Raw genomic sequence first — 15650 nt, forward strand, 5'->3', positions numbered from 1 at the left:
GCGTGGGCGGCGCGGGCCGCGCCGGGGCTGACCGTCCGTGGCCTGCGCCACAGCCGGGTCCGCCGCGACCCGGGGCGACTGACGGAGCGTGCCAGGCCGGTGCGGGGCTACCGTTGTCCCATGCGTATAGCCCATTTCGGACATTCCTGCATTCTGGTGGAACTGAACGGCGCAAAGATCCTATTCGATCCGGGCAATTTCTCGCACGGATTCGAGGGCATCACCGGATTGGACGCGATCGCGGTCACCCATCAGCACCCCGACCACATCGACTCGAACCGAATCGGGGCCCTGATCGAGGCGAATCCGCAGGCCAGGTTGTTGTCGGACCCGCAGACCGCGCTACAGCGGGGTGAGCCCTGGGAGGCGGTCCATGCCGGAAATGTACTGAAAGTCGGTGACGTCCAAATTACCGGCGGCGGTGGCCGGCACGCGGTCATCCACCCGGAGATCCCGGTAATAGACAACACTGTCTTCCAACTGGGCACCGCGGAAGATCCGTCCCAACTCGTCCACCCCGGTGATTCACTGTGGGTTCCGCCGACACCCGTCGGTGTTCTCGCCATTCCCGCCGTCGCACCGTGGATGCGTATCAGCGAGGCCATCGATTACCTGCGGGCGGTAAATCCCCGCATCGCCTTCCCCATCCACTACGGGATCATCGAGCCCGCGGCACAGGGGATCTATTTCGGTCGGCTGGCCGAAATGGGTCCGGCCAATACCGAATTCCGGGTCGTGGAACCCGAGGACAACGCCGAATTCTGATTCCGCGCCACCGGGCGGGAGCGGCCACCGCCCGGCGGCGCGAGTTCGTGGAAACTACTGTGGCGGAGGCGGATTCGTGGTGAACTGCGCGACCGCCGCGCCGACCCCGGCGCCCACCAGAGCGCCGACCAGGGCGCTCGCGCCGCCGATGATGGCCGCGCCCAGGGTGCAGCCGCCGATGGTGCCGGTGATCGCGCCGCCCGCGACGCCGAGCGCCGCACCGGCCGCCGCGAATCCGGGCGCCAGCACCATCTCACCGGAGACGATGACCGGCGCCAGCAGCGCGGCCGCGATGATGCCCGCGATGAACCCGAGCACGCCGCCCGCGATGGCTCCGACGCCCGCGCCCGGTCCCGCGCCGAGGACACAGCCCGCCGCCGCCCCCGGGATGCCGCCGGCGAGCGCGCCGATGGCCGCGCCCTGCGCGACGGTGGTGTTGAACCTGTCCTGTTGCTGCTGCTGGGTGTCGGGCAACGGCAGGGCGCCGGGGGCGGGGTCGAGGGTGGCCTGGCCGGGATCGGATTCCGGGGTCAGCTCGACCGACTGGTCCGAGACCAGGGCCCGGATCGGGTACCGGAGGTCGTCGATCTTGTAGTACAGCGCGAGGGTGCGGACGACCTGCCCGCCCGGCTCGCGGATGACGAGAGTGCCGTTCTCGACGGCGAAGCTGCCGTTGTCGAGTGTGATCGAGGCGGTTCTGTCGGCCAGGCTCGCGGTGACGGTGACGTCTTCCGGGGCGGCCGTGGTGGTGCCGGAGGTGATGAACAGCGATGACAGTGTGACGGTGGTGAGGAACGCGGCCGTGGTGGCCGGGGTTCTGCCGTGCTTCATGCTGGCTCCCTCGAGTCGGCGAACCTTCCCTTCTCTGACCGAAATGACCAGTTCAGTGTTCACCGACTCGAGCACCCGCACGGCGGAACGCGAAAAAATTGCCGCTGACCTGCCTCAGCGGTAGGAAGCCAGGAAGAGCGCCTCGGCGAGGGCCATGTTCTCGATCTCCGTCGGATCGACGCTCTCGTTCGGCGCGTGGATCAGGCACTTGGGCTCCTCGACGCCCATGAGCATGATCTCGGCCTCCGGATAGGTGTCGGCGAAGACATTGCACAGCGGGATCGAGCCGCCCTGTCCCTCGGTGGTGGCCGGCCGGCCGTAGGCGGCCTCCATGGCCGACGACATGGCCTGCCTGGCCGGGCCGTCGGTGCTGCCGACGAACGGCGAGCCGGTGGCCTCGGTCTCGACGGTCACCTTCACGTGCCACGGCGCATGCGACTTCAGGTGCGCGGTCAGAGCTTTCAGCGCCTCGTCCGGCTTGGTGCCCGGCGGGATCCGCAGGTTGAGCCGCGCCCGGGTCTTGGGCTGGATGGCCGCCGAGGAGCCGACCACGGCCGGGACGTCCATGCCGAGCACGGTCAGCGCCGGTCGCGCCCACAGCATGTCGGCCACCCCGCCGCTGCCGAGCAGGTCGACACCGTCGAGAACATCGGCGTCGGAACGGAATTGGGCCTCCGGGTAGTCGTGACCCTCCCACACCTGGTCATTGCGCAGGCCGTCGACGGTGGTGTTGCCGTCCGCGTCGCGCAGCGTGGCCAGCAGGTGGATCATGGCGGCCAGCGCATCCGGCGCCGGACCGCCGAACATGCCGGAATGCATGGGGCCGGACAGGGTTTCGACGGTGACGACCACGTTCACATTGCCGCGCAGGGTCTGGGTGAAGGTGGGGACGCCGACCGCGAAGTTGCCGCAGTCGCAGATCAGCAGGGTGTCGGCGCGCAGCAGGTCGGCATTGCCGGGCACGAACTCCTCCAGGCCGCCGGTGCCCTGCTCCTCGGAGCCCTCCGACACCAGCACCAGCCCGACCGGGAAGTCGTCGCCGTACACCTTGCGCAGCGCCCGCAGCGCGGTCAGATGCATGACGATATTGCCCTTGCAGTCGGCCGCGCCGCGCCCGTACCAGCGGCCGTTCTTCTCGGTGAGCTGCCAGACCGGGGTCTGCCAGGCGGCGTCGTCGAGCGGCGGCTGCACGTCGTAGTGGCAGTACAGCATGATCGTCGGCGCGCCCGCGGGGGTCTCACTGCGCGCGACCACGGCCTTGCTGCCGTCGGGCGTCTCGTGCAGTCCGACATCGGTGAGGCCCTCCGCCCGGAAGGCGTCGGCCACCCACTTCGCGGTCTTCTCGCATTCCTCGATCGGGAACTGCCGGGCGTCGTACACCGACTTGAACGAGACGAGCTGGGCGAGATCGCTTTTCGCCTGCGGCATGAGTTCCCGCACGGCCGCGCGCAGGGCGGCCGTGGTCGAATCGTCCTCGGTTTCAACGGTACTGGTCATGGGCGTCCTCCCGTGGTCAGTGGTGGTCGTCGGAATCGACCGTGTCACCAGTCTTCAGGTCGCCGACGTTGACGATGAGCACCAGGCTGGCCAGACCGGTCCAGACCGGGAACAGGTGCCCGGTGTCCATCGGCGCGGCGGACGGATTGCCCTGCCCGAGGAATACGAACCCGAGCAACACCAGCAGCGCGCCCGGTATCAGGGTCCCGATGATCAGCTCCATACTCGACAGTCCCGCAACGGTTTTGGCGCCCCGCGAGGACACGAACACCGCCGCCCAGTAGATGGTGATGATGACGATCGCCACGTACAACCCGTTGGAAGCCGTGGCCCCCTTGGTCACCGTGCCGGTCATCACTGGTCCCTTCCAGTCACTCCACCGAACCGTTCCTCGCCGCCATGCTGAATAGTAACCTTTCAGCAACTATCTCTCGATTACGAAACGGTAGCTTGCAGAACCAGTTTCGATGAGCAGAGCTGGCTACCATCGATACGGCAAACCTCTGCGTGCGCGAGATCGGAGCCCCTGATGACCGGCAGTCCCGAACCGGACGACGTCTACGCGATGCCCGGCATCAAACGCGCCGCACCCCACCGGGGCTTCCCCGAACACGAGACGTTCCCCCAGGTCGCCTACCAGATCGTGCACGACGAACTGCTGCTCGACGGCGTCGCCCGGATGAACCTGGCCACCTTCTGCACCACTTGGGTCGACGACCAGGCCCGGCGGCTGATGAGCGAATGCCTCGACAAGAACATCGTCGACAAGGACGAATACCCCCAGACCGCCGAACTCGAGCAGCGCTGCGTGCACATGCTCGCCGACCTGTGGAGCTCCCCCGACCCGATGGGCACCCTCGGCACCTCCACCACCGGTTCCAGTGAGGCCGCCATGCTGGGCGGACTGGCCGCCAAGTTCCGCTGGCGCAAGCGCGGCGGCACCGGTGTCCCCAACTTCGTGTGCGGGCCGGTGCAGGTGTGCTGGGAGAAATTCGCCCGCTACTTCGACGTCGGGATCCGGCAGGTCCCGCTGCGCGGCGAGCGCTACACCATGCACCCCGACGACGTCGCCGCCCACTGCGACGAGAACACCATCATGGTGGTGCCCACCTTCGGCCAGACCTTCACCGGCCTGTTCGAGGACGTCGAGGGCATCAGCAAGGCCCTCGACGAACTGCAGGACGAGGCCGGTCTCGACATCCCGATCCACGTCGACGCGGCCAGCGGCGGCTTCCTCGCGCCCTTCTGCGCACCCGAGATCCGCTGGGATTTCCGGCTTCCGCGTGTGAAGTCCATCAACGCCTCCGGACACAAGACCGGGCTCGCCCCGCTGGGCGCTGGCTGGGCCGTCTGGCGCACCAAGGAGGATCTGCCCGAGGAGCTCATCTTCAACGTCGACTATCTCGGCGGCAACATGCCCACCTTCAACCTGAACTTCTCCCGGCCCGGCGGGCAGGCCATCACCCAGTACTACGACTTCATCCGGCTCGGCCGGATCGGCTACCGCAATGTGCAGCACGCCATCTACAAGGCCGGACAGCATCTGGCCAAGGGGCTGGCCGAAGCCGGGCCGTTCGAGCTCATCCACGACTGCGACCCGTACCGCGGCATCACCGCCGTCTCCTGGAAGGTGGCGGGCAAGTCGACACTCAACCTCTACGACCTGTCCGACCGGCTGCGCACCCGCGGCTGGCTGATCGCCGCCTATCCGCTGCCCGCCGACCGCCAGGACGAGACCATCATGCGGGCGGTGCTGCGGCACGGCTTCACCCGCGACATGGCCGACCTGCTGCTGGCCGACCTCGCCCGCGGCATGAAGATCCTGGACCGGCACCCGCTGAAGACCTCGCTCACCCGTGAGGAGGCGGGCGGGTTCACCCACAGCGCCCAGGCCGCCGTCCCCACGGCCGAACTCCCGTGACTACGCGCCCGCCGCGCCCACGGTGTCCAGCACCCAGGCGAACTCGAAGGCGACTTCCTTCCACTTCTCGTAGCGGCCGCTGACGCCGCCGTGGCCGGCGCTCATCTCGGTCTTCAGCAGCAGCTGCGAGTCGCCGGTCTTGGTGGCGCGGAGCTTGGCCACCCACTTGGCGGGCTCGACGTAGAGCACGCGGGTGTCGTTGAGACCGGTGATGGCGAGGATCGCCGGGTAGTCCTGGGCCGTGACGTTCTCGTACGGCGAGTAGGACTTCATGTACTCGTAGACTTCCTTGTCCTCCAACGGGTTTCCCCACTCGTCCCACTCGGTGACGGTGAGCGGCAGGGAGGGGTCGAGGATGGAGGTCAGCGGGTCCACGAACGGCACGTTGGACAGGATGCCCGCGAACAGTTCGGGGGCGAGGTTCGCCACCGCGCCCATGAGCAGGCCGCCCGCGCTGCCGCCGTCGGCCACCATGCGGTCCGGCGCGGTCACCCCGGAATCCACCAGATGCCGTGCGACGGAGACGAAGTCGGTGAAGGTGTTCTTCTTGGTGAGGGTCTTGCCGTGCTCGTACCAGAGCCGGCCCATCTCGCCGCCGCCGCGCACGTGCGCCACCGCGAACACCATGCCGCGGTCCAGCAGCGACAGCCGCGCCACCGAGAAGTACGGGTCGATGGCCGCCTCGTAGGAGCCGTACCCGTAGAGCAGCAACGGCTTCGGCTCCGCCACCGCGTCCTTCCGCATCACCAGCGAGATCGGCACCCGGGTGCCGTCGGCGGCCACCGCCCAATCCCGGTGCTGCACATACTCTTCGGCGTCGTAGCCGCCGAGCACCACCTGCTCCTTGCGCAGCAGCAGTTCACCGGTCTCGGGCACGTAGTCGAACACCTGGGTCGGGGTGATGAAGGAGGTGAGCCCGATGCGCAGCATGGGCTGCTCCCACTCCGGGTTCGCGCTCAGCCCGGCCGAGAACAGCGCCAGGTCGAAGTCGATGTCCTTCAGCTCGCCGTAGCCGTCGGCGGTCAGCGGCCACACCGCGACCCGGGGCAGCGCCTCGCGGCGGTAGCTCAGCACCAGCTTGTCGGCGAAGGCGTCGATGTCCTCGAGCCGCACGTCGTCGCGGTGCGGGATCAGGATCTTCATGGCGGCGGGCTCGGCCAGCGGGGCCTCGGCCAGCACGAAGTTGACGGCCTTCGCGCCGTCCACCACGTCGTTGTGCAGGATGAGCAGCTTGTCCTCGCCGCCGATGACGGCGTGCTCGGCCGAGTACTCCACACCCTCGCGGCGCGGGATGAGCACCCGGAACTCGCCCTCGGGGTTGTCCGCCTCCAGGATCCAGTTCTCGGTGGTGATCTTGGAACCGGTCATGATGACCAGGAACTTCTCCGAGCGGGTGGCGCCGATGCTGACCCAGAAGCTCTCGTCCGGCTCGTGGAAGACCCGGACGTCGGCGGACTGCTCGGTGCCCAGCCGGTGCCGCCACACGCTGTCGGGCCGCCAGGAGTCGTCGAGGGTCTGATAGAAGACGTGGGTGCCATCCAGCGACCAGGTCGCGCCGGGCGCGATGTTCGGAATCTCATCGGCCAGCAGTTCACCGGTGCGCAGGTTCTTGATGCGCAGCGTGTACCGCTCATTGCCGAGGGTGTCGGCCGAGTAGGCGAGCATGTCACCGGCGTGGCTCAGCGAGTACGCGCCGAGCGCGAAGAAGTCGTGGCCCTCGGCCAGCTCGTTGGAGTCGAGCACGATCTCCTCGCCCGGGATCTCGACGTCGGCCTCCAGCTTGGGCGGGTTCCAGTCGTCCGAGTCGGCGATCGGGCAGCGGCAGTGCACACCGTGCTGCTTGCCCTCGAAGGTGCGCGAGTAGTACCAGTAGTCGCCCATGCGGGTGGGCAGCGACAGGTCGGTCTCCTGGGTCCGCCCCTTGATCTCCTCGAAGATCTTCTCCCGGAGCGGGCCCAGCTTCGCGGTCTGCGCCTCGGTGTAGGCGTTCTCCGCCTCCAGATACGCGATGACCTCGGGATTCTCCTTGTCCCGCAGCCACTCGTACTCTTCGATGACGACGTCCCCGTGGTGCACGCGCTCCGTCGGCACCCGCTTGGCGATCGGCGCCACCACCGCGCCGCTGATTGACGTCGTGCTCCCACTGTCCAAAGCCATGGGACCAACTTAGTGGGGAACCCCCGCGGCGGGGGTCAACGGGCGCGACGCTGCCTCGGCAGGGCCGTCACGCGCTGCTCGTACAGGTAGAAAACGGCCGCCTTCCGGCGAGCGCATTGATCGGTGGGGCAACTGCGGTGGATCCGCAGGATGCTGTGGGCCAATTCCGTCGAGAACCGCTCGGGAACCACCGCACAGCTGTCGGAGACCGGGGCGGCGCGTTGCGGGGACCATGGCGTGCGCACCACATACCTCCTTCCGCTGACAGAAGATGGAATATCCGATCCGAACCCTTCACAAACACTGGCATGATGAGTGCGATCTACATCACCGACCAGTCCTGCTGGTCTGCGTACAGGGGAGGCGACAGTGGAAGCGAAGAACCGCGTGATCGAAGCCGACGTGGTGTGGCGGCGCGGGGACGACAGCGCCGACGGCGTCGAGATCGCCTTCCTGGCCAGTGGAAACATCGGATTACGGGATTCCCGGAATCCGGACGGCCCGGTGCTGATCTTCACCCCGGGCGAGTGGGAGGCCTTCGTCGCCGGCGCCAAGGACGGCGAATTCAACCGGCCCGGAGCCTGATTCGACCGTGCCCGGTTCGAAGCGAGCCGGGCGCAACGCCGTTCGATCCCGGGCAGGGAAATTGTTCAGGCCCCTATCGCCCCGCTGATGGTCGGCCAGGAATTGTGCAGCGTGTCCTGCCAGTACGACCACGAATGCGTGCCCACCGGTGAATGTTCCACCCGCGCCGGAATGTTCAACGAACGCAACCGCTGTTCGAACGCGGTGACACAGGCGTCCACCCCGAACTCGATCGGCCCGCCGAAGAAGATGTTCTCCGGCAACTGCGGCTTGATCTCCAGCTCGTGCGGACCGGGCAGGCCGGTGCCGGTGGACAGGAAGATGGTCTTGCCGCGCAACGCGTCGGTCAGCACCGCCGGATTGTGGCCGGTCCAGGCCGGACCGCCCGGCGCGCCCCACATGTTCAGCGGATTCCCGCCGCGATTGGCCACCGAGAACATCATGGCGCCCTGCGCGATGGTGGTGTCCGGGCAGGCGCTGTAGCCCGCCACCGCCCGGTACATCTCCGGATGCCGCACCGCCAGCACGAACGCCGCGATGCCGCCCATGGACAGGCCGCCGATGGCATTCACGCCGTTACCGGCGAAATGCCCGTCGATGATCGGCGGAAGTTCCTGCGTCAGAAAGGTTTCCCACTTGTAGCGGCCGAAGCGCGGATCGTCGGACACCCAGTCGGTGTAGTAGCTGGCCTGGCCGCCCATCGGCAGCACCACGTTCACGTTCTTACCCTGGAAGAACGGCTCCGCGTCGGTGGCATTGGTCCAGGTGCTCTGGACGGCGCCGGGATCGAGGCCGTCGAGCAGGTAGTAGGTGGGACGCTCGCCGCCGCCGGCCGGATGCAGCACCTGCACCTGGATCGTGCGGCCCATTGCCACGGAGTCGATGAACAGCGCCGAACGGGTGGAGCTCAGCTCGTCGACCCGGACCGCCTCGGCGGCGCGGGCGATGGTCGGTGGCGCGGCCGCTGGATAGAGCAAACCTGCGGCAATTGCCAAAACAGCTGCGGCAACGGCTCTTCCGCGCATTCCCCACCTCCATCAGCCCACCACGATCACAATCCAACGTAACTCGAGAAACTCGCGTGATGTCGGGGAATACGGTTATGGCGCGTCCTTGGCAAACCAGACGGTTCGGATATGGTAATGCACAGCCGCTATGAACTCGAGGCGATTCGGGCCAGCGCCCCCTTGATAGATCCCGCCAGATAATCCAGGTCCGCGCGCGCCGGGGACGTCGGGCGCGCCCGCAATCCGAAACCGTCCCCCGGAGTGCGCGGAATCACATGCAGATGCACATGGAACACCTCCTGACCCGCCGTCACCCCGTCGGCCAGGAAGAAATTCACGCCGTCGCAGCCCACCTCGGACTCCCGCAGACCCGCCGCGATCCGCTGCCCCACCTGGAACAGCTTGCCGCCCATCGCCGGATCCAGCTCCGCCAGACTCCGCGCCGGCGCCTTGGGAATCACCAGCACATGACCCGGCGTCACCGGCCGAATGTCCATGAACGCCAGGCAATCCTCGTCCTCGTACACCGTCGAGGACGGGGCCCGGCCGGCGACGATATCGGCGAAGATCGTGTAAGGATTCATGCCCGCAGCTTAGGCCCGCGGCCACCTGCTGCCAGCGGCTCCACCGACTGCCGGGCGAACCGATCCCACACCACTCTCCCACGGACTCGTTCGCCCCCGGCTCCATCCAGGAGCCGGGGGCGAGATGCGAGAGTCGTTGTACCCCTACAGGATCGGCGACGGGGTGTAGCGGGCCGCCTCCGGATCGGCGTCCACCAGCTTCTGCACCTGGGCGATCACCTCGGCGGTCTGCGCCTCGGCCGCGCCGATGAAGGCGGACCGGTCGGCCAGCGCCGCGTCCAGGGCGGCCCGGTCCAGCGGCATCCGGTCGTCGGCGGCCAGCCGGTCCAGCAGATCGGGTTCGCGGCCCTGCTCACGCATGGCCAGCGCCACCGCCACCGCGTGCTCCTTGATGACCTCGTGCGCGGTCTCGCGGCCCACGCCCGCACGCACCGCCGCCATCAGGATGCGGGTGGTGGCCAGGAACGGCAGGTAGCGGTTGAGCTCGCGGTCCACCACGGCCGGGTAGGCGCCGAACTCGGCCAGTACGGTCAGGAAGGTCTCCATCATGCCGTCGATGGCGAAGAAGGCGTCCGGCAGCGCGACGCGGCGCACCACCGAGCAGAACACGTCGCCCTCGTTCCATTGCGCGCCCGCCAGTTCGGCGGCCATCGAGCCGTAGCCGCGCAGCACCACCTGCAGGCCGTTGACGCGCTCGCAGGAGCGGGTGTTCATCTTGTGCGGCATGGCCGAGGAGCCGACCTGGCCGGGCTGGAAGCCCTCGGTGACCAGCTCGTGGCCCGCCATCAGGCGAATGGTGTGCGCGAAGGAGGACGGGCCCGCGCCCACCTGCACCAGCGCGGAGATCACGTCGTGGTCCAGCGAGCGCGGGTAGATCTGGCCGACGCTGGTGAAGACGTTCGCGAAGCCCAGGTGCTTGGACACCTTCTGCTCCAGCTGCGCCAGCTTGGCCGGGTCGCCGCCGAGCAGGTCCAGCATGTCCTGGGCGGTGCCCATCGGGCCCTTGATGCCGCGCAGCGGGTAGCGGTCGATGAGCTCCCGCAGCCGGGTCAGCGCGATGAGCAATTCGTCTGCGGCGGAAGCGAATCGCTTGCCGAGGGTGGTGGCCTGCGCGGCCACGTTGTGCGAGCGTCCCGCCATCACCAGGGTCTGGTACTGGGCCGCGCGCTCGGCCAGCCGCGCCGCGATGGCCACGCCGTGGCGGTACACGTGCTGCAGCGACAGCCGGATCTGCAGCTGCTCCACATTCTCGGTGAGGTCGCGGGAGGTCATGCCCTTGTGCACGTGCTCGTGCCCGGCGAGCGCGTTGAACTCCTCGATCCGCGCCTTCACGTCGTGGCGGGTGACCCGCTCGCGCTCGGCGATGGACTTCAGATCGACCTGATCGATGACCCGCTCGTAGTCCTCGACGACACCGGCCGGAACATCGATCCCCAGCTCGGCCTGCGCCCGGAGAACCTCGAGCCACAGCCGCCGCTCGAGCACGATCTTGTTCTCGGGCGACCAGAGGTGAACCAGCTCGGGGCTGGCGTAACGGGTGGCGAGGACGTTCGGCACAAGACTCACGTTGTGCCAGTTTACCGGCTGTGTGCTGCGGGTTAAGCCGGTGGGGCGACGATGTCGATGATCTCCAAGAGCGCCCCGCGCGCCATGCGGCGGGGTTGGGGGTCGAACTCACCGAGCGCGGTCACCACCGCCCCATCGACTACCGCCACCAGACGGCGGGTCTGTTCCGGGCGGACCACCCGGTCCGACCGACGCAGGACATCGGTCAGCAGTTCGTCCAGCTGGGCGCGTAGTCGCAGCTGGACCTCCCGTAGTTCGGGGTGGCGGGCCGAGGCGACGGAGCGTTCGTAGCGGGCGATCAACTGGCCGCGCGCGTCCTCGTCCTGAATCTCGGGGCCCACCAACAGATCCAGCACTAGCTCGACCGTCGCCTCCGCGCCGCGGCGGCGGTGCGTCACCTCGCCGACCCGGCGGCGCATGGCCTCGAGTTCGGCGGTGCCGGAGAATTCGACCGCCCGCGCGATCAGATCCTCCAGCGATTCGAAGTAGTAGGTGGTCGACGCGAGCGGCAGATCCGCCCGGGTCGCCACCGAGCGGTGCCGGACCGCCTCGAAGCCACCCTCGAGCAGTAGCTCGGCGGCGGCACAAACCAGTGCATGGCGACGCCGTTCGCCTTTCGGAGTCGTCGCAGTGGTCACGGTGCAATCGTGCCAGTCATCAGCGGCGCTGTGTTCATTTTGCCCACCGCGCTCAATCCTCTTGGCAGATCAGGCCAAATACCGTTCCAACCGGTCCAGTGCCTCTTCGATGTCGGCGGCGGCTCCGGCGAACGAGAAGCGAACGGTGTGATGGCCGTGGCGGGTGTCGAAGTCGATGCCGGGGGCGAGTGCCACACCCGTCGCGTCGAGCACCTCGGTGCACCAGCGCATCGAATCATCGGTCAGGTGTGCGATATCCGCGTAAACATAGAACGCGCCGTCCGCGGGGGCGAGGTCGGTGATTCCGAGCTTCGGCAGGCGCGACAGCAGCAGCTGGCGATTTGCCGCATAGCGTTTCACATGACTGTCCAGTTCGGCTTTGGCTTCCGGACCGAACGCATGCACCGCCGCAAACTGAGAAATAGCTGGCGGGCACACGGTCATGTTCGAGGCGAGCCGTTGCAGCGCCGGACGCAGTGACTGCGGCACCAGCATCCAGCCCAGCCGCCAACCCGTCATCGAGAAGTACTTCGACACCGAGCCGATCACGACGGACTCACGCGAGGTCTCCCATGCGGAGGAGGTCGGTTCCGTGTCGTCGTAGACGATGCCGTGATAGATCTCGTCCGAGATGAGCAGCGTCCCGTGCTCGTCGCACCAGCGGGCCAGCGCCGCCAGCTCCTCCGGCGCGATCATGGTGCCGGTCGGATTGGCCGGGCTGGCCACGATCAACCCCGCGGGTGGCTCGGGCAGCGCCTCCAGCATGGCCACGGTCGGCTGGAACCGGGTCTCCGGACCGCAGTCCAGCTCCACCACGTCACAGCCCAGCGCGGTCAGCGTGTTCCGGTAGGCCGGATACCCGGGCCGGGCCACCACCACGGTGTCCCCGGGGTCGAACGCGGCCAGGAACAACAGCGTGAACGCACCGGACGACCCGGTCGTGACCACGACATCGTCCGCCTCCACCCGCACCCCGTAGGTGCTCCGATGGTGCTCGGCGATGGCCTCCCGCAACGCCAGAACCCCGAATGTCTCGGTATAACCCAGCAATTCGGAATCCATGGCCTGTTTGGTGGCCCGCAAAACCGCCTCCGGAGCGGGCGTGGAAGGCTGCCCCGCGGCCAGCACCAGCACGTCGCCATGGGTCCGAGCCCGTTCAGCTGCTGCTTTCCAGACGTCCATCACGTAAAAAGGTGGAATGGTCGACCGGCGAGATTCGATACGCACCCGACAGACGGTAGAGCACCCGCTCCCCCGGCTGTCCGGGACCGGTCGTGCGAATGCCTGAGGAGGCCGCTGTGCAGGGGGGAGCAGCAACCACCGGGAACACCCCGGACACCACCCCACCCCAGCCCACCTCACCCGCACCGGACGAATCCGCAGAGCGCCGCGGCCGTCAGCCACTCCGGGCTGGGGCCGCGATGCGCCGCATGCTCCGACGCGCCGAGGTCATCACCGACATTCGGCCCGCAACCGAGAGTGGCGAGCCAATGAAAACGGACGTGGACCGGGGTGGGCAGCGTGGCCGCTTTCCGGCCACCGAGACATACACCCCCGGGTTGCGGTCACTGCCGGACGGTGAAAGACCGTCGCTGGTCCGTAAGGCTTCGAAGCGGGCCGGGCTGTGGGTGGTTCAGCTCGTCGGGCGGGTGATCGCGTATCTGCGGGTGTATGCGCCGATCGTGCGAGCGCGGGCCGTCGAGTTGTGGTCGCGGCGGCCGCGCTCGTGGGGCGAAGCTGTCGAGTTGGGGCAGCGGGGGCGTGCCGAGGCGCGGCGGCAGTGGCCGGTGGTGCGGGCGTGGAGTATTCAGCATCGGGTGCTGATCGGGGGGATGACGGCGGTTCTGGTGTTCGCGAGCGCGGATGGGGCGCTGGCGTTGATCCCCACCGACGCCGCGGTGAGTCCCGGTGTGGCGGTGCGTATTCCGGTGCGATATCCGTTGCAGATCCAGGCCACGCAGGAATCGTCGAAGCGGTACATGGACGCCATCAACAATGGTGAACACCTGCGCGAGCAGGCCGTGGTCTCGGCGGCCGCGGCGGCCACCCTGGAACGCGCCAAGGCCGAGGCGGCTGCGGCCGTGGCCGGCCAGCCGCAGCCCTGGCTGACCCCGTCTCCGGACGCGACTCTGCCGCCAGGATTCGTGCTCCCGGGGGTCGGCGGTTTCGCGCTGCCCGCGAAGGGCCTGTTCACCTCCGGATTCGGCGCGCGCTGGGGCACTTTCCACGCGGGCATCGATATCGCCGCCCCGCTGGGTTCACCGATCTACGCGGTCGCGGCGGGCACGGTCATCGACGCGGGCCCGGCCCAGGGCTTCGGCCTCTGGGTGCGCATCCGCCACGACGACGGCGCCATCTCGGTCTACGGCCACATGTACGACTTCTCGGTCTCCGTCGGCGAACGCGTCCCGGCGGGCATGCAGATCGCCCGCATCGGCAACCGCGGCGACTCCACCGGCCCCCACCTGCATTTCGAGATCGTCATCAACGGCCAGCACGTCGACCCCCAGCCCTGGCTCGCCCAACGCGGCATCGTCCTCGGCTGATCCCGGTCCGAGTCACGGAATATGGCTGGGCTCCAGCCGAATACGAGATCGCCCGCACGAACCAGGTTCGGGCGGGCGTTCTTTCGTCAGTCGCGGCACGAGAGTCGGCCGCGGCGGGCGGGATTCAGTTCGCGGTCGGCACCGTGATGCGGCCCTCGGTGGCGGCCAGCGCGATGTCGGTGCGGAAGTGGCCGCCCGGCAGCTTGATCCCGGCGAGGCGGTCGTAGGCGTTCTTGCGGGCCTCGACCAGGTCGGCGCCCTGGCCGACGATGGCGAGCACGCGGCCGCCCGCGGACACCAGCGCGCCGTCCTCACGCTGCGCGGTGCCGGCGTGCAGCACCTCGGATTCGACTCCGGTGCCGGTGGATTCCGCGCCGGTGATGACGTCGCCGCTGCGCGGGCGGGCCGGGTAGTTCTCGGCGGCCAGCACCACGGTGACGGCCGCGCCGTCCTTCCAGCGCGGCGCGGCGACCTGGTCGAGGGTGCCGGTGGCGGTGGCGAGCAGGAGTTCGCCGAGCGGGCTGTCCAGCATGGCCAGCACGGCCTGGGTCTCGGGATCGCCGAAGCGGCAGTTGAATTCGACCACGGCGGGGCCGTTCTGGCCGATGGCGAGGCCGGCGTAGAGCAGGCCGCTGAACGGCACTCCGCGCTTCACCATCTCGGCGGCGACGGGCTTGACCACGTCGTCGACGATGGCCTGCAGGGTGGCTTCGGGCAGCCACGGCAGCGGCGTATACGCGCCCATGCCGCCGGTATTGGGGCCGGTGTCGCCGTCGCCGACCCGCTTGTGGTCCTGGGCGGGCAGCAGCGGCACCACGGTCTCACCGTCGACCAGGCAGAACAGCGACACCTCGGGGCCGTCGAGGAACGACTCCAGCAGCACCGGGTGGCCCTGCTCGAGCAGTTCGGCGCCGTGCTCGCGGGCGACCGACCGGTCCGGGGTCACCACGACGCCCTTGCCCGCGGCCAGCCCGTCGTCCTTGACCACCCAGGTCGGACCGAAACGGTCCAGCGCCGCATCCAATTCGCCCGGGTGATCCACGATCTCGCTGTGCGCGGTCCGCACGCCGGCCGCGTTCATCACGTCCTTGGCGAACGCCTTCGAGCCTTCGATCCGCGCGGCGGCGGCCGACGGGCCGAACACCGGGATCCCGGCCGCGCGCACCGCGTCGGCCACGCCGAGCACCAGCGGCACCTCGGGTCCGACCACCACGAGGTCGGCGGCCAGCTCCTGAGCCAGCGCCACCACCTCGTCGCCGGAGGAGGCGTCGACCGCCCGCACCTCGGCATGCTGGGCGATGCCGGCATTGCCGGGCGCCGCGTAGACCGCGGTCACCGCCGGGTCCTTGCGCAGTGCCAGGACGAGGGCATGTTCACGGGCTCCGGAACCGATGACGAGTACGCGCACGGCGAACAGCTTAGAGGGCTGGGGTTACCCACCGAATGGCGGTCCAGCATGCGGCCATGAGACCCGCCCAGAGGTTCGGGGCGCAAGCGCGGGGAGGCGGAGCGCTCGTTCTGGACTGAGTGGAGCGGAGGAGCGAAGCGGGGGG

14 protein-coding genes are annotated in these 15650 nt (G+C 68.5%); 4 read left to right on the forward strand and 10 right to left on the reverse strand.

What is annotated here, in order from left to right; all coding sequences use genetic code 11:
- The first annotated feature begins 120 nt into the window (after positions 1-120).
- A complete protein-coding gene (locus ACFV4K_RS18740; protein WP_379276327.1) occupies positions 121-765 on the forward strand; it encodes an MBL fold metallo-hydrolase in 645 nt (214 codons plus the stop codon).
- A 54-nt stretch (positions 766-819) separates the two neighbouring features.
- Here ACFV4K_RS18740 and ACFV4K_RS18745 read toward each other — a convergent pair whose 3' ends face one another.
- From ACFV4K_RS18745 to ACFV4K_RS18755, 3 genes are all read right to left on the reverse strand, one after another.
- Entirely contained in the window at positions 820-1596 is a 777-nt protein-coding gene (locus tag ACFV4K_RS18745) for a hypothetical protein (RefSeq protein ID WP_379276329.1), read from the reverse strand.
- Positions 1597-1710: 114 nt separating this feature from the next.
- Positions 1711-3093, reverse strand: coding sequence for a dipeptidase (locus ACFV4K_RS18750; protein ID WP_379276331.1), 1383 nt, complete (start codon positions 3091-3093; stop codon positions 1711-1713).
- A gap of 16 nt (positions 3094-3109) precedes the next feature.
- Positions 3110-3448, reverse strand: a complete 339-nt coding sequence (locus ACFV4K_RS18755) for a hypothetical protein (protein WP_379276333.1) — start codon at positions 3446-3448, stop codon at positions 3110-3112.
- A gap of 174 nt (positions 3449-3622) precedes the next feature.
- Here ACFV4K_RS18755 and ACFV4K_RS18760 point away from each other — a divergent pair, with 174 nt between their 5' ends.
- Entirely contained in the window at positions 3623-5014 is a 1392-nt protein-coding gene (locus tag ACFV4K_RS18760) for a glutamate decarboxylase (protein WP_379276335.1), read from the forward strand.
- Here ACFV4K_RS18760 and ACFV4K_RS18765 read toward each other — a convergent pair whose 3' ends face one another.
- On the reverse strand, positions 5015-7171 hold the full coding sequence (locus tag ACFV4K_RS18765) for a S9 family peptidase (RefSeq protein WP_379276337.1): 2157 nt from the start codon (positions 7169-7171) through the stop codon (positions 5015-5017).
- A gap of 369 nt (positions 7172-7540) precedes the next feature.
- Here ACFV4K_RS18765 and ACFV4K_RS18770 point away from each other — a divergent pair, with 369 nt between their 5' ends.
- Positions 7541-7756, forward strand: coding sequence for a DUF397 domain-containing protein (locus ACFV4K_RS18770; RefSeq protein ID WP_357089680.1), 216 nt, complete (start codon positions 7541-7543; stop codon positions 7754-7756).
- 65 nt (positions 7757-7821) lie between these two features.
- Here the strand turns inward: ACFV4K_RS18770 and ACFV4K_RS18775 are convergent, their stop codons facing one another.
- From ACFV4K_RS18775 to ACFV4K_RS18795, 5 genes are all read right to left on the reverse strand, one after another.
- Entirely contained in the window at positions 7822-8781 is a 960-nt protein-coding gene (locus ACFV4K_RS18775) for an alpha/beta hydrolase (RefSeq protein WP_379276339.1), read from the reverse strand.
- A 128-nt stretch (positions 8782-8909) separates the two neighbouring features.
- On the reverse strand, positions 8910-9347 hold the full coding sequence (locus ACFV4K_RS18780; RefSeq protein ID WP_379276340.1) for an HIT family protein: 438 nt from the start codon (positions 9345-9347) through the stop codon (positions 8910-8912).
- Between the two features lie 144 nt (positions 9348-9491).
- Positions 9492-10913 carry an adenylosuccinate lyase gene (gene purB, locus ACFV4K_RS18785; protein WP_379276342.1) on the reverse strand — a complete coding sequence of 474 codons (1422 nt, stop codon included), beginning with the start codon at positions 10911-10913 and terminating at the stop codon, positions 9492-9494.
- 32 nt (positions 10914-10945) lie between these two features.
- Complete coding sequence (locus ACFV4K_RS18790; RefSeq protein ID WP_357089689.1) at positions 10946-11551, reverse strand: TetR family transcriptional regulator; 606 nt, start codon at positions 11549-11551, stop codon at positions 10946-10948.
- Positions 11552-11620: 69 nt separating this feature from the next.
- On the reverse strand, positions 11621-12778 hold the full coding sequence (locus ACFV4K_RS18795; protein ID WP_379276343.1) for a pyridoxal phosphate-dependent aminotransferase: 1158 nt from the start codon (positions 12776-12778) through the stop codon (positions 11621-11623).
- A 263-nt stretch (positions 12779-13041) separates the two neighbouring features.
- Here ACFV4K_RS18795 and ACFV4K_RS18800 point away from each other — a divergent pair, with 263 nt between their 5' ends.
- Positions 13042-14097 (forward strand): M23 family metallopeptidase, encoded by a 1056-nt coding sequence (locus ACFV4K_RS18800; protein WP_379276344.1) that lies wholly within the window; start codon positions 13042-13044, stop codon positions 14095-14097.
- A 124-nt stretch (positions 14098-14221) separates the two neighbouring features.
- Here ACFV4K_RS18800 and purD read toward each other — a convergent pair whose 3' ends face one another.
- Positions 14222-15505 (reverse strand): phosphoribosylamine--glycine ligase, encoded by a 1284-nt coding sequence (purD, locus tag ACFV4K_RS18805; protein ID WP_379276345.1) that lies wholly within the window; start codon positions 15503-15505, stop codon positions 14222-14224.
- Positions 15506-15650: the final 145 nt, after the last annotated feature.

This window comes from Nocardia sp. NPDC059764, assembly GCF_042732555.1.
Taxonomy (GTDB): Bacteria; Actinomycetota; Actinomycetes; order Mycobacteriales; family Mycobacteriaceae; genus Nocardia.

Bases quoted from the DNA above. Each gene is read 5' to 3' on its own strand.
- ACFV4K_RS18765 (WP_379276337.1), bottom strand. From the start codon at position 7,171: ATGGCTTTGGACAGTGGGAGCACGACGTCAATCAGCGGCGCGGTGGTG.
- ACFV4K_RS18775 (WP_379276339.1), bottom strand. From the start codon at position 8,781: ATGCGCGGAAGAGCCGTTGCCGCAGCTGTTTTGGCAATTGCCGCAGGT.
- ACFV4K_RS18745 (WP_379276329.1), bottom strand. From the start codon at position 1,596: ATGAAGCACGGCAGAACCCCGGCCACCACGGCCGCGTTCCTCACCACC.
- ACFV4K_RS18780 (WP_379276340.1), bottom strand. From the start codon at position 9,347: ATGAATCCTTACACGATCTTCGCCGATATCGTCGCCGGCCGGGCCCCG.
- ACFV4K_RS18750 (WP_379276331.1), bottom strand. From the start codon at position 3,093: ATGACCAGTACCGTTGAAACCGAGGACGATTCGACCACGGCCGCCCTG.
- ACFV4K_RS18740 (WP_379276327.1), top strand. From the start codon at position 121: ATGCGTATAGCCCATTTCGGACATTCCTGCATTCTGGTGGAACTGAAC.
- ACFV4K_RS18755 (WP_379276333.1), bottom strand. From the start codon at position 3,448: ATGACCGGCACGGTGACCAAGGGGGCCACGGCTTCCAACGGGTTGTAC.
- ACFV4K_RS18760 (WP_379276335.1), top strand. From the start codon at position 3,623: ATGACCGGCAGTCCCGAACCGGACGACGTCTACGCGATGCCCGGCATC.
- ACFV4K_RS18800 (WP_379276344.1), top strand. From the start codon at position 13,042: ATGAAAACGGACGTGGACCGGGGTGGGCAGCGTGGCCGCTTTCCGGCC.